At 67.0% G+C, this 21016-nt stretch carries 15 protein-coding genes; 5 read left to right on the top strand and 10 right to left on the bottom strand.

Annotated features, from left to right (window positions below):
* The first annotated feature begins 34 nt into the window (after positions 1 to 34).
* Positions 35 to 262 carry a hypothetical protein gene (locus J7I89_RS19660; RefSeq protein ID WP_214973682.1) on the top strand — a complete coding sequence of 76 codons (228 nt, stop codon included), beginning with the start codon at positions 35 to 37 and terminating at the stop codon, positions 260 to 262.
* Positions 263 to 382: 120 nt separating this feature from the next.
* Here J7I89_RS19660 and J7I89_RS19655 read toward each other — a convergent pair whose 3' ends face one another.
* Together J7I89_RS19655 and mfd are read right to left on the bottom strand one after the other, a co-directional pair.
* Positions 383 to 1207 (bottom strand): metal-dependent hydrolase, encoded by an 825-nt coding sequence (locus J7I89_RS19655; RefSeq protein WP_214973680.1) that lies wholly within the window; start codon positions 1205 to 1207, stop codon positions 383 to 385.
* 4 nt (positions 1208 to 1211) lie between these two features.
* Positions 1212 to 4862, bottom strand: coding sequence for a transcription-repair coupling factor (mfd, locus tag J7I89_RS19650; protein ID WP_214973668.1), 3651 nt, complete (start codon positions 4860 to 4862; stop codon positions 1212 to 1214).
* 211 nt (positions 4863 to 5073) lie between these two features.
* Between mfd and J7I89_RS19645 the strand changes: the two genes are divergently transcribed.
* The 4 genes from J7I89_RS19645 to nhaA all read left to right on the top strand — a co-directional run bounded on the left by J7I89_RS19645 (position 5074) and on the right by nhaA (position 8931).
* Positions 5074 to 6612 carry an SDR family oxidoreductase gene (locus J7I89_RS19645; protein ID WP_214973667.1) on the top strand — a complete coding sequence of 513 codons (1539 nt, stop codon included), beginning with the start codon at positions 5074 to 5076 and terminating at the stop codon, positions 6610 to 6612.
* A 47-nt stretch (positions 6613 to 6659) separates the two neighbouring features.
* Positions 6660 to 7157: a DUF2505 domain-containing protein gene (locus J7I89_RS19640; protein WP_214973665.1), complete on the top strand. Its 498-nt coding sequence runs from the start codon at positions 6660 to 6662 to the stop codon at positions 7155 to 7157.
* Positions 7158 to 7161: 4 nt separating this feature from the next.
* Positions 7162 to 7383: an SCO4848 family membrane protein gene (locus J7I89_RS19635; protein ID WP_056629344.1), complete on the top strand. Its 222-nt coding sequence runs from the start codon at positions 7162 to 7164 to the stop codon at positions 7381 to 7383.
* 189 nt (positions 7384 to 7572) lie between these two features.
* Positions 7573 to 8931 carry a Na+/H+ antiporter NhaA gene (gene nhaA / locus J7I89_RS19630; protein WP_308159972.1) on the top strand — a complete coding sequence of 453 codons (1359 nt, stop codon included), beginning with the start codon at positions 7573 to 7575 and terminating at the stop codon, positions 8929 to 8931.
* 10 nt (positions 8932 to 8941) lie between these two features.
* Here nhaA and sufU read toward each other — a convergent pair whose 3' ends face one another.
* The 8 genes from sufU to glmU form a co-directional block, all read right to left on the bottom strand.
* The gene (gene sufU / locus J7I89_RS19625; RefSeq protein ID WP_056629340.1) at positions 8942 to 9391 is read right to left on the bottom strand and encodes a Fe-S cluster assembly sulfur transfer protein SufU; all 450 of its coding nucleotides are present in this window, start codon (positions 9389 to 9391) and stop codon (positions 8942 to 8944) included.
* 31 nt (positions 9392 to 9422) lie between these two features.
* Positions 9423 to 10748, bottom strand: a complete 1326-nt coding sequence (locus J7I89_RS19620; RefSeq protein ID WP_214973663.1) for a SufS family cysteine desulfurase — start codon at positions 10746 to 10748, stop codon at positions 9423 to 9425.
* A 495-nt stretch (positions 10749 to 11243) separates the two neighbouring features.
* Entirely contained in the window at positions 11244 to 13976 is a 2733-nt protein-coding gene (locus tag J7I89_RS19615) for a LuxR C-terminal-related transcriptional regulator (protein WP_308159971.1), read from the bottom strand.
* Positions 13977 to 13983: 7 nt separating this feature from the next.
* Positions 13984 to 16719, bottom strand: a complete 2736-nt coding sequence (locus tag J7I89_RS19610; RefSeq protein ID WP_214973661.1) for a LuxR C-terminal-related transcriptional regulator — start codon at positions 16717 to 16719, stop codon at positions 13984 to 13986.
* A gap of 198 nt (positions 16720 to 16917) precedes the next feature.
* On the bottom strand, positions 16918 to 17502 hold the full coding sequence (gene pth, locus J7I89_RS19605; RefSeq protein WP_214973659.1) for an aminoacyl-tRNA hydrolase: 585 nt from the start codon (positions 17500 to 17502) through the stop codon (positions 16918 to 16920).
* A 121-nt stretch (positions 17503 to 17623) separates the two neighbouring features.
* Complete coding sequence (locus J7I89_RS19600) at positions 17624 to 18229, bottom strand: 50S ribosomal protein L25/general stress protein Ctc (RefSeq protein ID WP_214973657.1); 606 nt, start codon at positions 18227 to 18229, stop codon at positions 17624 to 17626.
* A gap of 244 nt (positions 18230 to 18473) precedes the next feature.
* Positions 18474 to 19454, bottom strand: a complete 981-nt coding sequence (locus J7I89_RS19595) for a ribose-phosphate diphosphokinase (protein ID WP_214973655.1) — start codon at positions 19452 to 19454, stop codon at positions 18474 to 18476.
* On the bottom strand, positions 19451 to 20950 hold the full coding sequence (glmU, locus tag J7I89_RS19590; protein ID WP_214973653.1) for a bifunctional UDP-N-acetylglucosamine diphosphorylase/glucosamine-1-phosphate N-acetyltransferase GlmU: 1500 nt from the start codon (positions 20948 to 20950) through the stop codon (positions 19451 to 19453). Before glmU ends, J7I89_RS19595 begins: the two co-directional genes overlap by 4 nt.
* Between the last annotated feature and the right edge of the window lie 66 nt (positions 20951 to 21016).

Below are 21016 nucleotides of genomic sequence, written 5' to 3'. Positions count from 1 at the left end.
ACAGTTTGAGCCCCGCGGGGCCGAGGAGGAACGAATGTCCAGCAAGACCGACACGCAGACACCCCAGAACGAGAACAGCCTGGTCACCAGCATTGCTCTCTTCGCAGTGATGATGGCACTGTTCCTGGGAGCCATCTACTCGCTGTCCTTCCTGACGCTGGACAACCCTTGGCCGATGGCGGTGTGCCTGGGCCTGTTCGCCCTCGCGTTCTGGATCCCGCAGACCATCCTGGGCCGCTCCGACTCAGCCGGCGAGAACTAAGCCGCGGGCTGCACTCACAGCCAGAGCGCAGTCACAATAGAAGCGTAAGAGCAGCTGAAGCTCCGGACCCGGTCCGGAGCTTCAGCTGTTTAAGCGTGCACGGCAGTTAGGGCGCCCCCGTCAGGGCATGCCGAGCAGGCTGTTGGCCAGCCGGGCGGCCAGCGCCAGCGCGGCAGGAAAATGGGCTCCGGCCAGCGACCAGGCCGCCATGCACATGCCCACCATGGCGTAGGCGCTCACGGGGATCAGCACGAGCCATTCCCGTTTGGAGCCGGCCCGGCCCAGGATGGGAATGGACAGCGCGCCGTTGGGCCGCCAGAACGTCCTCAGCACGGGCAGCCGGCGCAGGAACCGGGGCGGCCTGATCACCAGCGGCCAGAGAAGGGGCACTCCCCCGGTGGTCACCATGTCACCCACAATGTGGACCACGACGCCGATCAGCATGGACACCGGCAGCCAGGTCCACTGGTCAGGCGCGAACCAAGTCACCAGGCCGGCCATGGCCAGGGCGAAGATCCAGTTGCTGATGAAGCCCGACTTCGGGAACAGCTTCAGCGCCTTGGCGGCGATGTTGATCATGAACATGCACAGCAGCCCGGCGCCCACGGACAGCAGCCCCCAGTCGGTCTGCAGCTGGATCTGCCCGGCCATCGTCGCCAGCAGCACGAAAAAGGCCGCCCCGAGCACCGAGTGTGTGCCCTGCCGGTGCCCGCCGCTGGCGTTTTCAATGCCCACGGCAATGACGTTGGACAGCGGCGGCAGCGAATTCGCGATGGTGCTGTGGCGGTGGTCCCAGTCGCACACCAGCGCCGTTCCCGCCGTCGCCATGCCGCCGATCAGGATTCCGGTGGCGTCCAGCGGGTACCAGCCCAGCGTGTACGGACCCGTTGACGCAACAGCTACCCACGCCGCGGCTCCCGACGCGGCGTGATGTCCTCCCATCATGCGGCTAACTCCCCGTCGGTGAGACAGATACAGGCGCGTCGGAGAAGATGTTGCGGATCACGCCGTTGGCCCATTCCAGGATCTCGGCGTCCTGGAGGTCCCGTCCGCCGATCTTCGCCGTCTTCGGCTTGGGGATGAGCACCGCGTCGAGGGCAGGCTTCGACTGTGCACCCGGGTACATGCGGTTCAGCCGCATGGTCTTGGACTCCGGGAGCTGCGCGGGCGAGAACTTGATGAAGTTGCCTTGGAGGGCCACATCGGACAGTCCGGCTTCCCGGGCACCCACCCGGAAGCGTGCCACCGCCACCAGGTTCTGCGCGGGCAGGGGCGGCTCGCCGTAGCGGTCCACGAGCTCGGCGAGCACTTCGTCGATCGCTTCGTGCGTGAGCGCCGACGCCAGCTTGCGGTAGGCCTCCAGCCGGAGGCGCTCGCCCGGAACGTAGTCGTGGGGCAGGTGCGCGTTGACCGGAAGCTCGATCTTCATCTCGGCGGCTTTTTCCTCGGCTTCGCCGCGGTAGTCCGCCACGGCCTCACCCACCAGCCGGATGTAGAGATCGAAGCCCACCCCCTGGATGTGGCCGGACTGTTCACCGCCCAGAAGATTGCCGGCGCCACGGATTTCGAGGTCCTTCATGGCCAGCTGCATGCCGGCACCGAGCTCGTTGTGCGTGGCCACGGCCTTGAGGCGTTCGAGCGCCACTTCGCCCAGGGGCTTCTCCGAGGGATACAGGAAGTAGGCGTAGGCCCGCTCGCGTCCGCGGCCCACGCGGCCGCGCAGCTGGTGGAGCTGCGAAAGCCCGTACTTGTCCGCGCCGTCCACAATCAGCGTGTTGGCGTTGGAAATATCCAGCCCGGTTTCGATGATGGTGGTGCAGACCAGCACGTCGAAGCGCTTCTCCCAGAAGTCCACGATGATCTGCTCCAGCCGGCTCTCCGACATCTGCCCGTGCGCCACTTCAACCCTGGCCTCAGGCACCAGCTCGCGGATCTTGGCGGCGGTCCGTTCAATCGTGGAGACGCGGTTGTGCACGAAGAACACCTGGCCCTCGCGCATGAGTTCGCGCCGGACCGCGGCGGAGGTCTGCTTGTCCGTGTAGGGCCCCACGTAGGTCAGCACCGGATGCCGTTCCTCCGGCGGCGTGGCGAGCGTGGAGGTTTCCCGGATGCCTGTCAGCGACATCTCCAGGGTCCGGGGAATCGGGGTGGCGCTCATGGCGAGGACATCCACGTTGGTGCGCATCTTCTTCAGCGCTTCCTTGTGCTCCACGCCGAAGCGCTGCTCTTCGTCCACGATCACCAGGCCCAGGTCCTTGAAGGCGAAGTCCTTGGAGAGCAGCCGGTGCGTGCCGATCACCACGTCCACGGTCCCGTTCTTCACGCCCTCCACCGTTTCCTTCGCCTCCTTCGACGCCTGGAACCGCGACAGCGGCTTCACCTTCAGCGGGAAACCGGAGAACCGCTCCGTGAACGTCTCGTAGTGCTGCTGCGCCAGCAGGGTGGTGGGCACCAGCACGGCCACCTGCTTGCCGTCCTGCACGGCCTTGAACGCGGCGCGCACCGCAATTTCGGTTTTGCCGTAGCCGACGTCGCCGGACACGAGGCGGTCCATGGGGATCTCGCGCTCCATGTCGGCTTTGACCTCGTTGATGGTGGTGAGCTGGTCCGGCGTCTCCACATAGGGGAAGGCCTCCTCGAGCTCGCGCTGCCAGGGAGTGTCCGGGCCGAAGGCATGGCCGCGGGACGCCATCCGGGCCGAATATAGCCGGATGAGCTCGCCGGCGATTTCCTTGACCGCCTTGCGCGCCTTGGACTTGGTGCTGGCCCAGTCAGAGCCGCCCATCTTGCTCAGCACGGGAGTGTCGCCGCCAACATAGCGCGTCACCTGGTCCAGCTGGTCGGTGGGGACGAAGAGCCTGTCCCCCGGCGCTCCGCGCTTGGAGGGCGCATACTCCAGCACCAGATACTCGCGGACGCCGTCACCGCCGCCCGCCACCTTGCGCTGGATCAGCTCGACGAAACGGCCGATGCCATGCTGTTCGTGGACCACATGGTCCCCTGCCAGCAGCTGCAGCGGGTCCACGGCGTTCCGCCGCTTGGACGGCATGCGGCGCATGTCCTTCGTGGAGCCCGCCGAGGTACGTCCGAGCAGGTCGGCTTCCGTCAGCAGCCCGGTTTTCAGCCCGTCCAGGACAAAACCGCGTCCGACGGCGGCCGTGGTCACCTCGATGATCCCCGCCTGGGGTTCGTGGTCCAGGGAGTCCACCCGCGCGCACGGGATGTCCGCGTCGTGGAACAGCTCAGCCAAGCGCTGCGCCGGCCCGGGCCCTTCCGTGGCCACCACGATCCGCCACTGGTCCCGTACGTGGGAACCGATGAAGTCCATCATTTCGGCTACGTCGCCCTGGTAGCCCCGGGGTTCACGGGCATGGAGGTTCAGCACGTTGATGTCCGGGGTGAGTTCCTCATCGGTGGCCAGCGAGGTGATGGACCACCAGGACACGTCATGGCCCAAGGCCGCGGAACGCGTCTCGGTCAGCGAGCGGAAACTGGCGGAGTGCAGGGCCGCGGAGGCCTGTGACGTCAAATCCAGCGGAGCGGTTCCGCCGTCGGACGCGGTGGACCACGCCGCCTCCAGGAATTCCTCATTCGTGGCCGCGAGGTCGTGCGCCCGGGTCCGGACCTTTTCCGGTTCAACCACCACCGAAATGGACCCGGCGGGGAGCTGCTCCATGAACGGAACCATGGCGTCCACGAGCACCGGGGCCAGGGATTCCATGCCCTCCACGGCGATGCCGCCGGCGATCTTTTCCAGCATGTCCGCGGCGGCCGGGAGCTGCGATTTCAGCGTGGCTGCCCGGGACATCACCGACGGTGTGATGAGGATTTCGCGGCACGGCGGGGCGTGCAGTTCGGTGGGGTGGTGCAGGCCGGGCGAGGTCAGCGAGCGCTGGTCGGCGACGGCGAACCAGCGCATCTGGTCCACCTCGTCGCCGAAGAACTCCACCCGGATGGGGTGGTCCTCGGTGGGCGGGAAGACGTCCAGCATGCCGCCGCGGACGGCGAACTCGCCGCGGCGGGTCACCATGTCCACCCGGGCGTAGGCGGCATCGGCGAGGCTCTTTACGACGCTGCTGAAGGGGGCCTCCTGGCCGACCTTCAGGGTCACGGGCACCAGTTCGCCCAGGCCGGCCACAATCGGCTGGACCACGGCGCGAACGGGAGCCACCACCACGCGCAGGGGTCCCGCCGTCGTGCTTTCCGGGTGCGCCAGCCGGCGCAGCACGGAAAGCCGGCGGCCCACGGTGTCCGACCGCGGTGACAACCGCTCGTGCGGGAGCGTTTCCCAGCTGGGGAACTCGGCCACGGAATCGGTCGGCAGGTAGGCCCGCAGTGCCGCCGTCAGGTCCTCCGCCTCGCGTCCCGTGGCGGTGACGGCCAGGACAACGCCGGGGGCGGCATCCCCGCCCTGAGCCTGTGCGAGCCCGTCCGCCATCTCGGCCAGCAGCACGGCGCGCAGGCCCGCGGGGGCGCTGATCTGGTAGTCCTCGCTGCGGACGCCGAAGCTCCTGGCTGCCTCGGCCTGAACGCGGGCGAAAGTCTTGTCTGCGGCGAGGACGCGGCGCAGGCCGGTGAGGGACGGGCCGGTGGGGCTCATGGAAGGATCTCCTGGGGTTTCACTTCGAACGCAGGCAACGCGAATACCCGAAATTCGCGAGAATACCGGGTGCTCCCAGCCTACCCCCGCCAGCCGAAGGGCGGCATCCGGCCGCCTGTGGCGGCCACCGGCCGCCCGCGCGGGCCCGTTGCTAAGCTTGCTTGGCAAATGAGGTTCAGCCCGGCATCGCAGCCATCCTAAGGAGACTCCCGTGAGCGACCACCCCGGAAATGACCGCAGGACGGTGCTGGTCACAGGCGCCACCGGATATATCGGCGGCCGGCTGGTTCCGCGGCTCCTTGAGGCCGGGCATCGCGTGAAGGTGCTGGTCCGGTCCCCCGAGAAAATCGCCGGGGTGCCGTGGATCGATGACATCGAAGTCGTGCGCAGCAGCCTCGACGACGCCGCTGCCCTCCAGGATGCCCTGAAGGGCGTCGAGGTCCTGTATTACCTGGTCCACTCGATGGCGGCGGGGTCCGGCTTCGAGGCCAGGGAGAAGTCCATGGCGGAGCTCGTGGCGAAGGCAGCGGCAGCGGCAGCGGCCGACGTGCAGCGGATCGTCTACCTCGGCGGCCTGCACCCCCACAACAGCGAACTGTCCACGCACATGCGCTCCCGCGAGGCCGTGGGTGAGGTCTTCCTGTCCGGCCCCGTGGACGCCATCGTGTTCCAGGCCGGCGTGGTGATCGGCTCCGGCTCGGCATCGTTCGAGATGATCCGGCACCTCTCCGAGACCCTGCCCCTGATGCCGGCCCCCAGCTGGGTGCGGAACCGGATCGAGGCCATCGCCGTCCGCGATGTGCTGCATTACCTGGTGGGCGCCGCCGCACTGCAGGAACGGCTCAACCGGACCTTCGACATCGGTTCCAGGGACGTCCTGAGCTACGCCGGCATGATGAAGGAATACGCCGCCGAGGCAGGCCTGCCGCGGCGCCTGGTCCTGGCGCTGCCCATCCCGGCGCCCAGGCTTGCCGGCCTGTGGGTGGCGCTGGTGACCCCGATTCCGCTGTCCATGTCCGTCCCGCTGGTGCAGTCGCTGCAGCACGACGCCGTCTCCGCCGAACATGACATCGACAACTACATCAAACAGCCCGACGGCGGCCTGACCGGCTACCGCAAGGCCGTCGCCCTTGCCCTCGGCAAGGAACGCGACGCACAGGTCGAAACCACGTGGGCCAACGCCGGCGTGGATGCCGATCCGTTGCCGAGCGACCCCGACTGGGCCGGCCACAAGGTTTACGTGGATGAGCGGACCTTCCACGGCGACGTTGACCCCGCGCATGTGTGGACCATCATCGAGGGCATCGGCGGCAGGAACGGCTGGTATTCCCTGCCCCTGGCGTGGAGCGTCCGCGGCTGGCTGGACAAGCTCTCCGGCGGCGCAGGGCTTCTCAGAGGCCGGCGCCACCCCCACCACCTCGTCTCCGGCGAAGTGGTGGACTGGTGGCGCGTGGAGCGGATCGAGCGCGGCCGCCTGCTCCGGCTGCGGGCCGAGATGCGCGCTCCGGGACGCGCCTGGCTTGAGCTGTCCGTGGAGCCTGACGGAGCCGGCAGCCGCTACCGCCAGCGGGCCTTATTCTTCCCCAAGGGACTCAGCGGCCGGCTCTACTGGCTGGCCGTCCTGCCGTTCCACAGCCTCATCTTTCCGGCCATGTCGCGCAACATCACCGCCGCGGCACGGAAGGTCGCAGCTGCGGAAAAGTCCGGCGACAACCCGCCCGGTGAAAATGAGACGCACGCAACCCCGTAGGATGTTGGGAGCAAAAAGCGTTCTGACCCCACAACAACGGAGGACCCATGGCACTGAGTGCATCCACTACCCTTCCCCACGGCGCCGACAAGGTCGCTGAAGTCTTCGCCAACGAGGACTTCCAGCGCCACACCAGCGAATTCGTGGGCGGCAGCCTCGAGTCCTTCACCGTGGCCGGTGACGTTGCGGGAGCCTTCAGCACCACTTCCGTACGCACCCTCCCCACCACCCGCCTGCCGGAAATCGCCCGCAAGTTCGTGGGCGAAACGCTCAAGGTGACCCAGGTGGAGAACTGGGACGCTCCGGCCGCCGACGGCTCCCGCCAGAGCAACATCTCCCTCAAGATCGCCGGAGCCCCCCTCGATGTCACGGCAGTCCAGCGCCTCGTGGCTGACGGCGGCAGCACCCGCGTGGAGCTTGAGGGCAACGTCACGTCCTCCGTCCCGTTCCTGGGCGGAAAGATCGCCGAAGCAGCCGAGCCCATGGTGGGCAAGGCGCTGAACATCCAGTCCCAGCAGGCCCAGGCCTGGCTCGAAAGCCACTAAGGCCGTGGACGTCCCCGCCGTACTGGCCTGGATCCTGATCATCTCCGGCTTCTGGTCGCTCGTCGTGTGGCCGCAGTTCCTGCGCCGGGTGATGAAGGACCCACGGGCGCGGGACGCCGCCGGCAAGGCCACGAAGTTCCTCACAGTCCACGTGGTCCTCGTGGCGGTATCCATGGTTTTGGGTGCCGCCACGGCCGGAATCGGTATCGCGGCGCTGCTCGGCTGAGCGGCGCCGCTCAGGACGGTTCCCCGGGTCTGCAGTCGCGGCCCGGGGTTCTGCCGCCGGGGCTAGGTTGCTCATCGGGGCCGCGGCGCCTGTCGCGGCCGGGCTGCCTCGGCTAAGCTGGCAGCAAAAGGTGCGCCGGGAAGTCTGGTCGGCAATACGTTTGCCGACCCCCTGAGCAAGGAGCCCCCAGTGGCCAGACCGCCCCTTCCTTCCCGCGCACATCCGGTGTTTAGCCGCTCCACCTATCAGGAATACCTCCGGATCGCAGCCATCCTCCGGCTGGAGACCGTGGGCGGGGCCCTGCTCCTCGCCGCCACCGCCGCCGCCCTGATCTGGGCCAACTCCCCGGAAGCGGGAGCCTACTTCGGCCTGCGGGACCTGGAACTGGGCTTCGAGCCGTGGCATCTCCGGCTGAGCGTGGGCCACTGGGCCTCCGACGGCCTGCTGGCGATCTTCTTCTTCATAGCCGGGCTGGAACTGAAGAGGGAATTCGTTTCCGGCGAACTCCGCAGACCGTCCAGGGCAATCGTTCCGGTGGCCGCGGCAGTGGGCGGCGTCGCTGTGCCGGCCATCATTTACGCCGCAGTCACCTGGAGCCAGGGCGCCGAGGCCCTCAGGGGCTGGGCTATCCCCACGGCCACGGACATCGCGTTCGCTTTGGCCGTGCTGGCGGTCATCAACACCCACCTCCCGGCCGCGCTCAGGACCTTCCTGCTGACCCTGGCCGTGGTGGATGACCTGATCGCCATCGGCATCATCGCATTCTTCTACTCCGCAGGCCTGCAGCCCGTCTTCCTGCTGGCCGCCCTGGTCCCGCTGGGGCTCTTTGCCCTGCTCGTCCGGAAACGCATCAGCCACTGGTACCTGCTGGTGCCGCTGGCGGCGGCCACGTGGGCCCTTGTGCATGCCTCCGGGATCCACGCCACGGTGGCCGGCGTCCTGCTCGGGTTCACAGTCCCTGTCCTCGTTTCGCGGGCGGACCGCCGCCGGATGCGGACCGGGGCAGCCGGCCAAGGCCATGGCGACGGCCAGGCCCGGGGCATGGCCGAACGCCTCGAGCACGTGCTGCGGCCGGTCTCGGCCGGATTCGCGGTGCCCATCTTCGCCTTCTTCTCCGCCGGCGTCGCGATCGGCGGGGGGCCCGGAATCGCCTCCGCCTTCGCCGACCCCGTGGCCTTGGGAATCGTGGCTGCCCTGGTCGCGGGCAAGGCGGTCGGCGTTTTCGGTGCCACCTACGTCGTCACCAAAACCACCCGGGCAAAGCTCGACGACGGGCTGAAGTGGATCGACGTTGCCGGCCTTTCGCTCCTCGCGGGGGTGGGCTTCACGGTGTCCCTGCTCATCGCGGAACTCAGTTTCGGACCCGGTTCGGTGCACGACGATCACGCGAAGGTGGCCATCCTGGCCGGCTCGCTGACGGCGTCGGTGATTGCCGCCGTCGTGCTTAAGGCCCGCAACCGGCACTACCGCCGTGTGGAGCTCGAGGAAAAGCGGGACGACGACGGCGACGGCGTGCCGGATGTTTTCGAGCGGACAGGACAGGGCTGACGGGAGCTTGCTACGCCGCCTGGTTCAGGGCGTCCTCCGCGGCAACCCAGGAGATCATGGCGCACTTCACCCGCGCCGCGTAGCGGGCCACGCCCTCAAACGCGGCGGCATCGCCCAGGACTTCGGGATCCGCGTGGACTTTTCCGCGCGAGCGCAGGACCTCGCGGAAGTTGCCGATCACCGAGCGGAGTTCATCCACGGACATGCCTTCAGCCATTTCGCTCAGTACGGACGCGGATGCCATCGAAATGGAGCAGCCGGCGCCGTCCCACGCCAGCTGGGCAACGGTCCCGTGGTCCACGGCAACACGCAGGGTGACCTCGTCGCCGCAGACGGGATTCAGCTGGTGCGACTGGCCGGTGGACGCGCCGTCGGGAGCCGGCGTTTCCGACAGGCCGCTGCCATGCCTGGCCTTGGAATGGTCCAGGATGATCTGCTGGTAAAGCTGGTCGAGGCTCATGCTCAAGTACCTGTCTTCGTGTAGCCGGGCACTAGGCCCGGAAGTAGGCGCGGACTCCGGACACCGCATCCAGGAATTCGTCGACGTCGTCGGTGGTGTTGTACAAGTAGGCGCTGGCCCGTGTGGTGGCCGTTAGGCCAAGCCGCCGGTGCAGCGGCTGGGCGCAGTGGTGGCCGACGCGGACGGCGATTCCACGCGAGTCCAGGAACTGGCCGACGTCATGGGCGTGGACGCCGGCAACGTCGAACGCCGCGAGGCCAATGCGGTCTTGGCCGGCGGCCGGGCCGAGCACCCGGACACCGTCGATGCCTTCGAGGCCTGCCACCATGCGCTGGCCCAGTTCGGACTCCCAGCGGTGCACGCGGTCAATTCCGGTCTCCGTCAGGTAATTGACCGCGGCCGCGAGGGCAACGGCCTGGGAGATCTTCTGCGTCCCGGCCTCGAACCTCTGTGGCGCGGGAAGATATTCAGCCCGTTCCATGGTCACGGTGGTGATCATGGACCCGCCGGTCTGGTAGGGCGGCAGCACGTCCAGGAGCTCCTGCTTGCCGTACAGCACACCGATGCCCGTGGGCCCCAGCATCTTGTGGCCCGAGAACACGGCAAAGTCGACGTCCAGCTGCTTGACGTCAAGAGACAGGTGCGGCGCCGACTGGCACGCATCCAGCACCACCAGCGCACCTACGCTGCGCGCCAAGGCCACGAGTTCAGCGACCGGATTGATCGTGCCGAGCACGTTGGACGCATGGGTGAAGGCCAGCAGCCTGGTGCGCTCCCCCACGATTTCCGCGGCCCGGTCCATGAGCAGCAACCCAGAGTCGTCGATCGGGATGTGCCGCAGTGTGGCGCCGGTCCGGTATGCCAGTTCCTGCCATGGAATCAGGTTTGCGTGGTGCTCCATTTCGGTGACCACGATCTCGTCGCCCGGCCCAAGTGCCAGTTCCCGCAGCCGCGCGTCCCCGCGTCCCTGCGCCGCCCACAGGCTCGCGTTGGAGAGCGCGTAGCTGATGAGGTTCAGGCCCTCGGTGGCGTTGGACGTCCAGACTGTTTCCTCGAACTGCGCCCCGACGAAGTCGGCAACAGTCTGCCTGGCGTCTTCGAAGACTTCCGTGGCCTCAACGGCAAGGTGGTGGGCGCCGCGGTGCACGGCGGCGTTCCGCTGCTCGTAGAACTCCTGTTCGGCCTCGATGACGCTCAGCGGATTCTGTGATGTGGCACCGGAGTCGAGGTAGATCAGCGGACGGCCATTGACCAGCTGGTCCAGCACGGGAAAGTCGTTCCGGATCCGCAGGACCTCGGCGTTGTCCATGGCGGGGAGGGCACGCGAGAGCGTGGGTGGCGTTGATACGACGGCCAATGGGACTCCTTGGGGTGCCTTGAGGTACGTCTCAATTGTCCCACAGCACAGTGCAGGCGGCCCTTCCCCGGGAAAGGCCGCCCTGACTGCGCCGGAATCCTCCGGCACGCTTGCCACTTATAAGGGCCGGCGACGGCTGGGGGGAGAGCCTCGGTCTCAGAAGGCTCTGACGTCGCCGGCCCCGTCTTCACCGGACCGTTATGGCCGGAAGTATGCGGATCGAGACCTGCACTGCCTGGCGGCAGCTTTGGCGGTGTAGTTGGACACCGCTTCTGCTGCCACTCTCAGTTAATCGTGAACGGCCATTTCCGGCACGAGTACTGTGTACTCGTTTTTTCAGGAAATCGACTACTGGTTCGCGCAGGCGGCCCGTGCTGCGCCCGGAATGGCGCGGAATGGGCAGGTCTGCGCACGGGTTCGCTGCCGGATGGTCGGCGGCGGGCCGGCTGCTTCTTGGGAGGTCTACTTCTTGGGCCGGCTGCTTCTTGGGCAGGGCTATTTCTTGGGCAGGGCCAAGGCGAGCTCATCCCGCCGGCGGACGCCGAGCTTGACGTAGCTTCTGTAGAGATGGCCTTCGACGGTCCTGACCGACACCATGAGCTGCTGGGCGATCTCACGGTCGGACAGCCCCTGCACTGCCAGCTCCACGATGTCCCGCTCGCGGCGGGTCAGGTGGACACTCGGGACCGAGGCGATGAACGGGCTTTCCCTGAACCGCTCGCCGAGCTCCTCGTCGCACTTCTCCCGGTGGGCCACGGCCTGGCGGGCGCGCCGCCGCTCCCCGGCACCGTCCAGCAGGGCGCCTGCCCGGGCGTACCCCTCACGCGCCAGGTTGATCAGGCCGGCTTCTTCCAGGCCCGCGGCGGTCTCCATGATGAGGTCAGCATCCTCCGAGGCCCACGCCTGGGCCAGTTGCCTCCACCCTGCCGCCCAGCGGCCTTCAATGGCACCGGCCAGCGAAGCAATCTCCTGGATCACCGAACGGTCCCCAAGATCGGAACATAGGATCAGGCATTCCATCCTGATACCCGGCTGGGCGGCAACAGGGTCCGACGCCGCCAGCTCCCGGAGTTTGTCCAGTCCGCTGCCCTTCCGGTCCAGATACTCCGCTGCAGCCGCCGCGTACGCCTCAGCCAGGAGATCGCACCCCGGACCGCTGGCATGCCTTGCGGCGATGAAGTCCTGTTCGAGCCGCTTGGCCTGCGGGGTATCCCCCAGCCGCGCTGCCGCGTAGAAGGCCAGCGCCGCGCCGAACCTGAACTCCTGGAGCGGATCGTTGACGCGAAGGGCCTCTACGGCAGGCAGGAGAACCTGATAGCCGCGTTCCAGCTGCCCCTGCCGCAGGAACGCCAGGCCGCGGAGCACCTGGATTCCGCCGCCAAACGTGGCGGCCCCTTCGGCCCGCTCGGGCGGGTACGTCGACAGCTCATGCTCGGCCGATTCCCAGTTGCCGGCAGCCAGCGACGCCGCGACAAGACGGGTCAGGACGAACTCATCGAAGAAGTACAGGCCGCCATGCAGCGCCGGCAACGAAGGTGCCGCTGCCAGGGCGGCGGCGTGGGCCTGGTGTGCCAGCCCGGCCGATACCAAGGTTTGGGCCAGCAGGGCCTGAGCCACCGCGTGGGTGGTCTCGCTGACGGACGCGGCGCGGAGGTCAGCCCTGGACCGTTCACTGCCCGGCCCTGATGTGGTCTCCCCGCCGGTGGCCGCTGCCCCGGACCGTGTTGCCTCGCCCGCGTACCCGACTGCGGAAATGACTTTGCGTATCCCTTCGTGATCGCCGGCGTCAGCCAACTCGAGGAGCCCGTGGATCCGGTCCTGCCAGGACTCGGCCACCTCGAGTCCGGCGTTTTCAAGTTGGCGCCGGGATTCGGCGCGAAGGAGCTGGGCGGACTCTCCCAGCGCCAGATGGGCCGACGCCCTGAGCATGAGAACGTGCGGAGCCCCAGGATCTCCGGCCAGCTCAATCCAGCACTCGTCCAGAAGGGACGCGGCTTCCCGGTATTTGCCTTCGTTGAAGAGTGCCCTGGCGGTGACGGACTGCGCGTGCGGCAGCAGCTCCGGGGTCCGGACGTGCGCCGTCATGAGGCGTGCCCCGGCATTGTTGAACGTGGTCACAGCCAGCAGCGCGGCGTCCAGCAGGTCAGGATCAGGCACGTCCATGCCGCATTCCAGTGACCATTCGACCATCCGCAGCCTGCCCTCGGCACCGGCATTCCGGGTGTCAAGGTACTCGTCCAGTTTTTGTCGCAGCTGCAGGCTCCTGGAGACCGACACCTGGTGCCGCATGGCTTGGCCCAGGACCGGATGCCACAGCCGCAGTTCGCTTTGCCGGCCGGTGGATTCACTCACGATCTGGTTGTCCAGGAGGGAGCGCACAACAGCTGCCCCGCACACGTCTTCGATCAGGCTCCGGTGAACGGGTTCGGCGAGGGCGATGACCCGCAGGGCATCCTGTTCCTCCGGCGTCCTGCGGAGGAGATCCTTGACGACGACGTCGGAGAGCCTGGGCCCGTCGGCCGGCAGCGGTCCCAGGAGGAGCCAGATCCCGTTGCGTTTGACGAGGGTCCCGTCGGCGACCGCGTCGCTGAGCAGGCTGTTCAGGAGAAGGGGATTGCCGCCCGACGCAGACCACAGCGATTGCACGGTGCTGGCCGGGACAGTCCCCTGCAGGGTGTGTTCCACCACCTCCGTCACCTGGTCCCCGGTGAGGGGCCTGAGGTCCACGCGCTCAGCCAGGCCGTCGTACCACAGCTGGTTGAGTGCCTGCGGCAGTCCGGGACGTGGACGGCCGGCGGCGAGCACGCTGGCCCACCCCGCCGACATCATGTCCACCACGAGGCTTGCAGTGGCGTCGTCAAGGTGGTGGGCGTCGTCCACGACAAGCAGCAAGGGCACGTCGTTGACCCCCTTGAGCTGCTGGAAATACGTCCAGACCGCCCTTAGGACGGCCACCGGGGAGTCCGCTTCTTCTGCCGGGAGTTCAGCCGTGTACGGGGCCAGCACGCCGTACGGGACTTTGGCGAGCGAGGAGCTGCCATGGATGCGCAGGATGGTCATTTCCGCGGCCATCTTCTCGCTGACGGCATCCGTGACCGAGGACTTCCCGATGCCGGGCCCCGCCATGAGGTAAACAGCCTGGCTCGCCCGGCTGCGGATAATGCTGCAGACGTGCTCGATCGCTTCCCGGCGGCCCGTAAGCTGCCTCTGGTCGGCTTCCGCTTTCACGCGGCCATTAGACGAGTCCAGGCAGATCACCCCTGGAAGTCACGCCGAGCTTGGTGAACACCTGATACAGGTGGCCTTCGACGGTGCGGACGGAGACGCCCATCTCCAAGGCGATATCCCGGTTGGAGACGCCCTTTCCTGCCAGCCGGGAAATCTGCCGCTCACGGGCGGTAAGGAGGGGGCTGCCGCTGCTCGGGACGATCGGCAGGCTGGGCACTGTGGCGGTGAGGTTGTCCAGCCGGGCCTGCGCTATGCGGGCTGAGGCGGAATCGCCAGAGTGCCGCGCAAAGTCCACAGCGAGCGCAACGCACCGCGCCTCCACCGCATCCAGTTCCAGCTCCGCACAGAGGTGCGCGCCCTCCAGGAGCACTTTGGCGTCCTTCGTGCGGCTGCCCACGGCGATCAGGCGCGAGATCTCGGCGAGCTTTCCCTGGCGATGGCCAGCGACCTCCTCAAGCAGTCGGAAGTCGTCGTCGGTGCCGTTGACCGTGGCACCCAGCAGGCTGATCCCGGCAAGAGTATACCGGCCGGCGGCGATGTCGCCCCGTGCCGTCTCCAGCAGGCGCTTGACGGCGTCGGTGTCTCCCAGCCACCTCCCGGCCATGTCAGCGCAGAAATCAGTGATGGTCTGGGTGCCGAAGTTGCACGGGCCCCTCGCGCCGCGCAATTTGTCGAGGTACTTGCGGGACTGCCCGGCATTGCCGATCTGCGCATACGCGAAGGCCGTGGCGGCGTAGGCGGCCTGGAGCAGGTTCAGGACCGGGCGCAGTTCCAGCTGGGCCACCGCGGACAGGAGCGAATCAAGTGCAACAGCGCCGCGGCCGGAATATACGTAGGCTATTCCGGTGGCCAGCTCGGTGGCTGCCGTCCGGTGGGCAAGGCGGCGCTCGGTCTGGCCCTTCGGCGGCCCGACCAGGTCCAGGCAACGCTGCCATTGGCCAGCCTGCAACAGTACGCCGAATGCCGTCAGGGCGAACTTTTCGCGCAGCCCGGTCATGGGGCCGGCGTCGGACAGCTGGCCGCCAACCCTCCTCATCAGCTGGAGCGCATCCATTTCCCTACCGACGGCGGAGAGGGCCTGCATGAGGATCATGGCGGCTTGGATGCGGAAGCCCGTGTCCTTGTTTGTACCCGGATCTGCTGCTTCCTCAAGGGCCTCAATCATGGGGGCGTAGTCGCCGATGAAAGTCTTGTATTCGAACTCGCTCAGCGTGATGTGGTTCATTGCGGCACCAAGGGGCTCGGGCCAGGTGGTGGCGATGCCGGGAGTGACGCCCAGACGCGCACGGGCCTTTTCCAACTCCGCAGGGACTTTGTCCTTCAGCTCCGGGAGCCAGACCATGACCCTGCACTTGGCTGCCACAACGTTGGCGAAATCCTCGGCGCCGAGCTGGTCCAGCTGTGCCTGTGAAATGTCGTCAAGGGCGGCCATGGCCTGCAGCGGCAGATCGAGCAGCAGGTAGGCGGAGGCTTTGTGCTGCTGCCCTTCGACCCATTCCGCATCGGTCCTCTTGAGGCTCTCGAGGCAGCTGAGCGCAAACCGCGGGTCGAACAGTTGCACGGCTGCCTCCGCCGCGGCCACTGCCAGGGCCGGGCTGAGTTCTGCCTGGCATTCGCGCGTCCAGGCAGCGAATTCGATGCACTCTTCCGTTGACAGCTTGGACAGGTCGGGTTCCGCCCCGTTCAGCAGCTGGTTCCGGAGCTCCCGCCGCCGCGAAATGCTCAACCAGGAACGGACGACGTCGCCCAGGTACTGTTCCCGCAGGGATACCCAGCGGGCCTCGGTGTCCCCCACTGTGAGCAGGCCGGCATCCTCCATGTCCGCCACGGTGGCGGTGCCGTAGATTTCGGTCAGCCTGGCCAGGGCCACCCTGCGGGCGCAGGACAGCATTTCCATGACCTCGCGGGTTTCCGGGGATTCGCGGGACCAGCGGGAGCGGACAATGTCGTCGAGACCGGTTGCGCCGTCCAGCACCACCTTGTCCCGCAAAGTCCATACGGAATCGGACAGGACGAGGTTGCCTGACTGCTGCTGCTCCGTAACGAGCGCTTTGAGCAGCAACGGGTTACCGCCGACGATGGCGTGATAGGTGCTCACGAGCGACGCTGACACACGGTGGCCAAGCAGGGTTAGCAGCACCTGCCGGGTCTGCAGTTCGTTGAGGTTCTCCAGCCGTACTTCGGTGAGCCGGCGGTCTGTGAGCAGCCAATGGAAATCTGCGGGAAGGTCGCTGGTCCCGGGGGCAATGGCGATCACCCTGGCGGTCCGCGTGAGCATGATGTTCAGGAGGACGCCGGCGCTCATGTCGTCGATCATGCCGGTGGTATCCAGGGTGATGATGCAGTCCCGGCCTGCGGCGTCGCTGCGGATGAGGGACGTGATCCCTTGGAGGATGGCCGTGGGTGAACCCATGGCCGATTGCGGAAGCCTGGCGAGCAGGAAGGCGAGGCAGCCGTAGGATGTCTGGGAACCGGTCAGGGGGCTGCGGAGCTGAAGCGCCCAAATGTCCGGGCCAAGTTCCGCCACCGCGGTGCGGGCGAGTGAGGATTTGCCCACGCCTCGGGCACCCGTGATGACTACCCCCAGGGAGTCTGGATCCGTCAGCGCATTGCGGATGGCTTCGAGGTCTGCACTGCGCGCCGGAACCGACCATCGTTGAAGGTCCGTTCCGCCGGCAGCCCCTGGCCCGGCCAGCACGCCCGCCGTAGACCCACGTCCCCAGCTCAGTGGCTCAATAGACATGAACTTTTCCTTACATCCCGCTTGGCAGGATTAAGGCCCCATCGCCTCCCCCGCTTAGAAGAAGACTACCCCGTTACCCCTGCAGTAAAACAGGGCATTGATTCACCATTTCGCAGACCTTGATGCGACCTTGAGATTTGGTGGGTTGAATATGAATTTCCCGGAATATTAGCTCCCGAATAATGTTGTGGCGGCGGCTCAGACTTTCGCGGGATGAAACCTCTGTTGTGCGGCAGTCAGGCCATCTGTGATCAGCAATTCAACGGCGTCTGAGGCATCGTCCAGCAGGAAAGGCAGCTCCTTTTTCTCGGTAGGGGCGAAGTCCCGCAGGACGTAATCTGCGGTGTCCATCCGGCCCGGCGGCCGGCCGACCCCCACCCGGACGCGAAGGTAGTCCTTGGTGGCCAGCGCCTTGGAAATGTCCCGGAGGCCGTTGTGGCCACCTTCGCCGCCGCCGATCTTGAGTTTCACCGTATTAAAGGGAATGTCGATTTCGTCATGGACCGCCACCACCCGCGACGGGTCAACGTCGTAGAACCTGGCCAGGGCGGACACGGGGCCGCCGGAGACGTTCATGTAGGTGCTGGGTTTCGCCAGCACCAGGCGCGGGCCTCCGATTCCGAGCCGGCCTTCGAGGACCTGGGCCCTGGACTTGTGGGCCTTGAAGTTCCCGCCGATGCGCGCGGCCAGTTCGTCGAGGACCATCTGGCCCACGTTGTGCCGGTTGCGGCTGTACTCGGGTCCGGGGTTTCCGAGGCCTACGATCAGCCAGGTGTCAGTCATGCATCAATCCTAAAGTGGTCGCCGGGCGTGCCGGGAACACGGGACGCCAGTGGCCGGGCCCGCACGGGACCCGGCCACTGTTGGGCGGCGCGAGACCGCACCGCGTGGTGAAGCTTGGTACTTACTCGGCGGCAGCTTCGGCCGGGGCAGCTTCGCCAGCGGCGGCCGCTTCCTCGCCTTCTCCTTCGGCCTCAATGGCTTCGGAGATGTTGACGACCAGGGCCTCGGCGTCGGTCAGCAGCACGGAGCCCTTCGGGAGGACGAGGTCGGAAGCGTGGATGTGCTCGCCGGCCGTGCGGCCTTCGATGTCGACCTCGACGGCGGTGGGCAGGTGGGTTGCCTCTGCCTCGAGGGAGACAACGGTGAGCTCGAGGTTGTGGACGGTGCCCGGGGCGGTTTCGCCGGACACGTGAACGGCAACATCCACGGTGACCTTCTCGCCCTGGCGGACGGTCAGGAGGTCAATGTGCTCGATGATCTGCTTGATCGGGTTGCGCTGGATGTCCTTGACAAGGGCAAGGTGCGACTCGCCGTTGATGTCCAGGGACAGCAGGGCGTTGGCGGTGCGCACGGCCAGCGTGGTGGCCTTGGCGGGGAGCGTGATGTGGATGGGCTCTGCACCGTGGCCGTAGATGACAGCCGGGATCTTGCCGGCCATGCGGGCGCGGCGGGCGAAGCCCTTGCCGAATTCGGCGCGTACTTCTGCTGCGAGCTTCTGCTCAGACATGTGTTTCTCCTGGTGGCTTTAACTGTGTTCAGCAAGGGCGGAGGTCTGCAGCGACCTTCAACGCCGGGCGGCCGGAGGGCAGCCCTTCCAGAAGGGAGATTCAGACCCAGTCGATAACGGAGACCAGCAGTCCGGTTTTCCGGAGGTGCTCTCCCTCGCCAAGGTATCGGGAAAAATCCTACCAGCGTTGTGCCCGATTATTGAAACGGGCACAACGCCGGCCGGCTTTGTTCAGTCAGCGGGGTCAGGCGTTGCCGTCGAAAAGGCTGGTGACCGAACCGTCGTCGAACACTTCACGGATGGCCCGTGCGATAAGCGGTGCGATCGAGAGGACCGTGAGTTCGGGGAAGCGCTTGTCCGGCGTGATGGGCAGCGTGTTGGTGACCACCACTTCACGGGCACCGGACTCGGAGAGCCGGCGCGCGGCGGGGTCGGAGAAGACCGCATGCGTGGCCGCGATGATGACATCCTTGGCGCCGGCGTTCTTGAGCACCTGGACGGCGCCGGAGATGGTTCCGCCGGTGTCGATCATGTCGTCGATGAGGACGCAGGTCCGTCCTTCGATCTGGCCCACGACGGTCTTGGAGACGGCCTGGTTGGGGACCGTGAGGTCACGGCTCTTGTGCACGAACGCCAGCGGCGCGCCGCCGAGGCGCTCCGCCCACTGCTCGGCCACGCGGACGCGTCCAGTGTCCGGGGAGACCACGGTGATGTTTTCGGCATCGACCCTGGTGCGGATGTAGTCCGCCAGCAGCGGGATGGCCATGAGGTGGTCCACGGGGCCGTCGAAGAAGCCCTGGATCTGGGAGGTGTGCAGGTCCACGCTCATGATGCGGTCGGCGCCGGCGGTCTTGTACATGTCCGCCACGAGGCGGGCCGAGATGGGCTCGCGGCCGCGGCCCTTCTTGTCCTGGCGCGCATAGGGGTAGAACGGCGAGACCACGGTGATCCGCTTGGCCGAGGCCCTCTTCAGCGAATCGATCATGATCAGCTGTTCCATGAGCCAGTTGTTCAGCGGTGCCGGGTGGGCCTGGATAACGAAGGCGTCGGTTCCGCGGACGCTCTCGCCGGCGCGGACGTAGATCTCGCCGTTGGCAAAATCGTAGGCGTCGACAGGCAGCAGTTCCGTGCCCAGCTCCTTGGCGATTTCCCGGGCAAGCTCCGGGTGGGCACGCCCTGCGGCGAGCACCAGCTTCTTCTCGCCGCGAGCCGTAATTTCGGTCATGGTTGCGTGCCCTCTTCTGTAGATACGGGGGAATTTGGGGAATCTGTGCGGGCTTCGCGGGCCGCTGCGGCTTCTGCCAGCTCTGCGGACAGCGTGCCCGGGCGGTTGGCCTTGACCCAGCCCTCGGCATTGCGCTGTTCGGCGACGGACAGAGCCAGGGCTCCCGCGGGTACGTCCTTGCGGATCACGGCTCCGGCGCCGCTGTAGGCACCGTCCCCCACCGTGACGGGTGCGACGAATACTGTGTTGGAACCGGTGCGGACGCCCGAGCCGATCACCGTGCGGTGTTTCTTCTCGCCGTCGTAATTGGCCGTGATGTTGCCGCAGCCGATGTTGGTGTCCTCGCCGATTTCGGCGTCCCCGGCGTAGCCCAGGTGCGACAGCTTTGAGCCGCGGCCGATTTTCACGTTCTTGGTTTCGTAGAAGGCGCCGATCTTGCCGGTCTCCCCCAGGATGGTGCCGGGGCGCAGGTAGGTGAACGGTCCGACGCTCGCGCCCGCCCCGATCTCCGCACCCGAACCGTGGGTGCGCGTCACTTTGGCGCCCTCGCCGATGCGGACATCGGTCAGGGTGGAGTCGGGGCCGACGACGGCGTCCCTCGCCACTGTGGTGCCGCCGTGCAGCTGGGTGTTGGGCAGGATCCGGACGTCCTCCGCCAGCGTGACGGTGGAGTCGATCCACGTGGTGGCGGGATCCACCACGGTGACGCCCGCGCGCATCCATGACTCCACGATCCGGCGGTTGTGCTCGGCGCCGAGGGCGGCAAGCTGCACGCGATCATTGGCGCCCTCGACCTGCCAGCGGTCCGCGGTGACGACGGCGGCGACCCGGCCGCCGGCTTCGCGGGCCAGTCCCAGGACGTCGGTCAGGTACTTCTCGCCCTGGGAGTTGTCGGTGGTGACGTGCCGGAGGGCGTCCCTCAGCACGGCGGCGTCGAACGCGTAGATTCCTGAGTTGATTTCACGGATTTCACGCTCGGCGTCGGTGGCATCCTTGTGTTCGCGGATGCCGGTGACCGTGCCGTCTTCTCCGCGGAGGATGCGGCCGTATCCCGCGGCGTCCTCAAGGAGCGCGGTCAGGACCGTGACGGCGTTGCCCTCGAATTCGTGGGTGTTGACGAGTTCGGCAAGCATCTCACCCGTGAGCAGCGGCACATCGCCGTAGGTCACCACCACGGTACCGGCCACCGGGGCGTCGGCGTCGAGTGCCTCGAGCGCCACTTCAACGGCCCTTCCGGTGCCCGGAACATCGTCCTGGTCCACGATGAGGGCCTCGGGATCGAGCTCAGTGAGGTGGGCCGCCACGCGGTCCCGCTCGTGGCGGACTACGAGGGCGAGCCGCTGGGGGTTGATGCTGCGCGCGGCCAGCAAGGCGTGGCCGACCATGGAACGGCCGCCGATTTCGTGGAGAATCTTGGGGGTACGGGACTTCATCCGGGTACCGGCACCTGCTGCTAGGACGATTACGGCGGCTGGGCCGGACTTCTCGGGGCTCACGTACGGGCTCTCCTTGTTCGGTTGCGCGGTACTACATGCGCGGCGTCCGAGCGTGTGCCCGGAACC

This window comes from Arthrobacter sp. ISL-5 (assembly GCF_018613835.1).
GTDB lineage: Bacteria > Actinomycetota > Actinomycetes > Actinomycetales > Micrococcaceae > Arthrobacter.
Note: the sequence above shows the minus strand (reverse complement) of the source record. Positions and strands in the feature narration are given on the sequence as shown.

What these genes read in the sequence shown, in the direction of transcription:
- J7I89_RS19640 (WP_214973665.1), top strand. Translation starts at nt 6,660, where the DNA reads ATGGCACTGAGTGCATCCACTACCCTTCCCCACGGCGCCGACAAGGTC.
- J7I89_RS19655 (WP_214973680.1), bottom strand. Translation starts at nt 1,207, where the DNA reads ATGATGGGAGGACATCACGCCGCGTCGGGAGCCGCGGCGTGGGTAGCT.
- sufU (WP_056629340.1), bottom strand. Translation starts at nt 9,391, where the DNA reads ATGAGCCTCGACCAGCTTTACCAGCAGATCATCCTGGACCATTCCAAG.
- J7I89_RS19595 (WP_214973655.1), bottom strand. Translation starts at nt 19,454, where the DNA reads ATGACCGAAATTACGGCTCGCGGCGAGAAGAAGCTGGTGCTCGCCGCA.
- J7I89_RS19660 (WP_214973682.1), top strand. Translation starts at nt 35, where the DNA reads ATGTCCAGCAAGACCGACACGCAGACACCCCAGAACGAGAACAGCCTG.
- J7I89_RS19610 (WP_214973661.1), bottom strand. Translation starts at nt 16,719, where the DNA reads ATGTCTATTGAGCCACTGAGCTGGGGACGTGGGTCTACGGCGGGCGTG.
- pth (WP_214973659.1), bottom strand. Translation starts at nt 17,502, where the DNA reads ATGACTGACACCTGGCTGATCGTAGGCCTCGGAAACCCCGGACCCGAG.
- J7I89_RS19600 (WP_214973657.1), bottom strand. Translation starts at nt 18,229, where the DNA reads ATGTCTGAGCAGAAGCTCGCAGCAGAAGTACGCGCCGAATTCGGCAAG.
- mfd (WP_214973668.1), bottom strand. Translation starts at nt 4,862, where the DNA reads ATGAGCCCCACCGGCCCGTCCCTCACCGGCCTGCGCCGCGTCCTCGCC.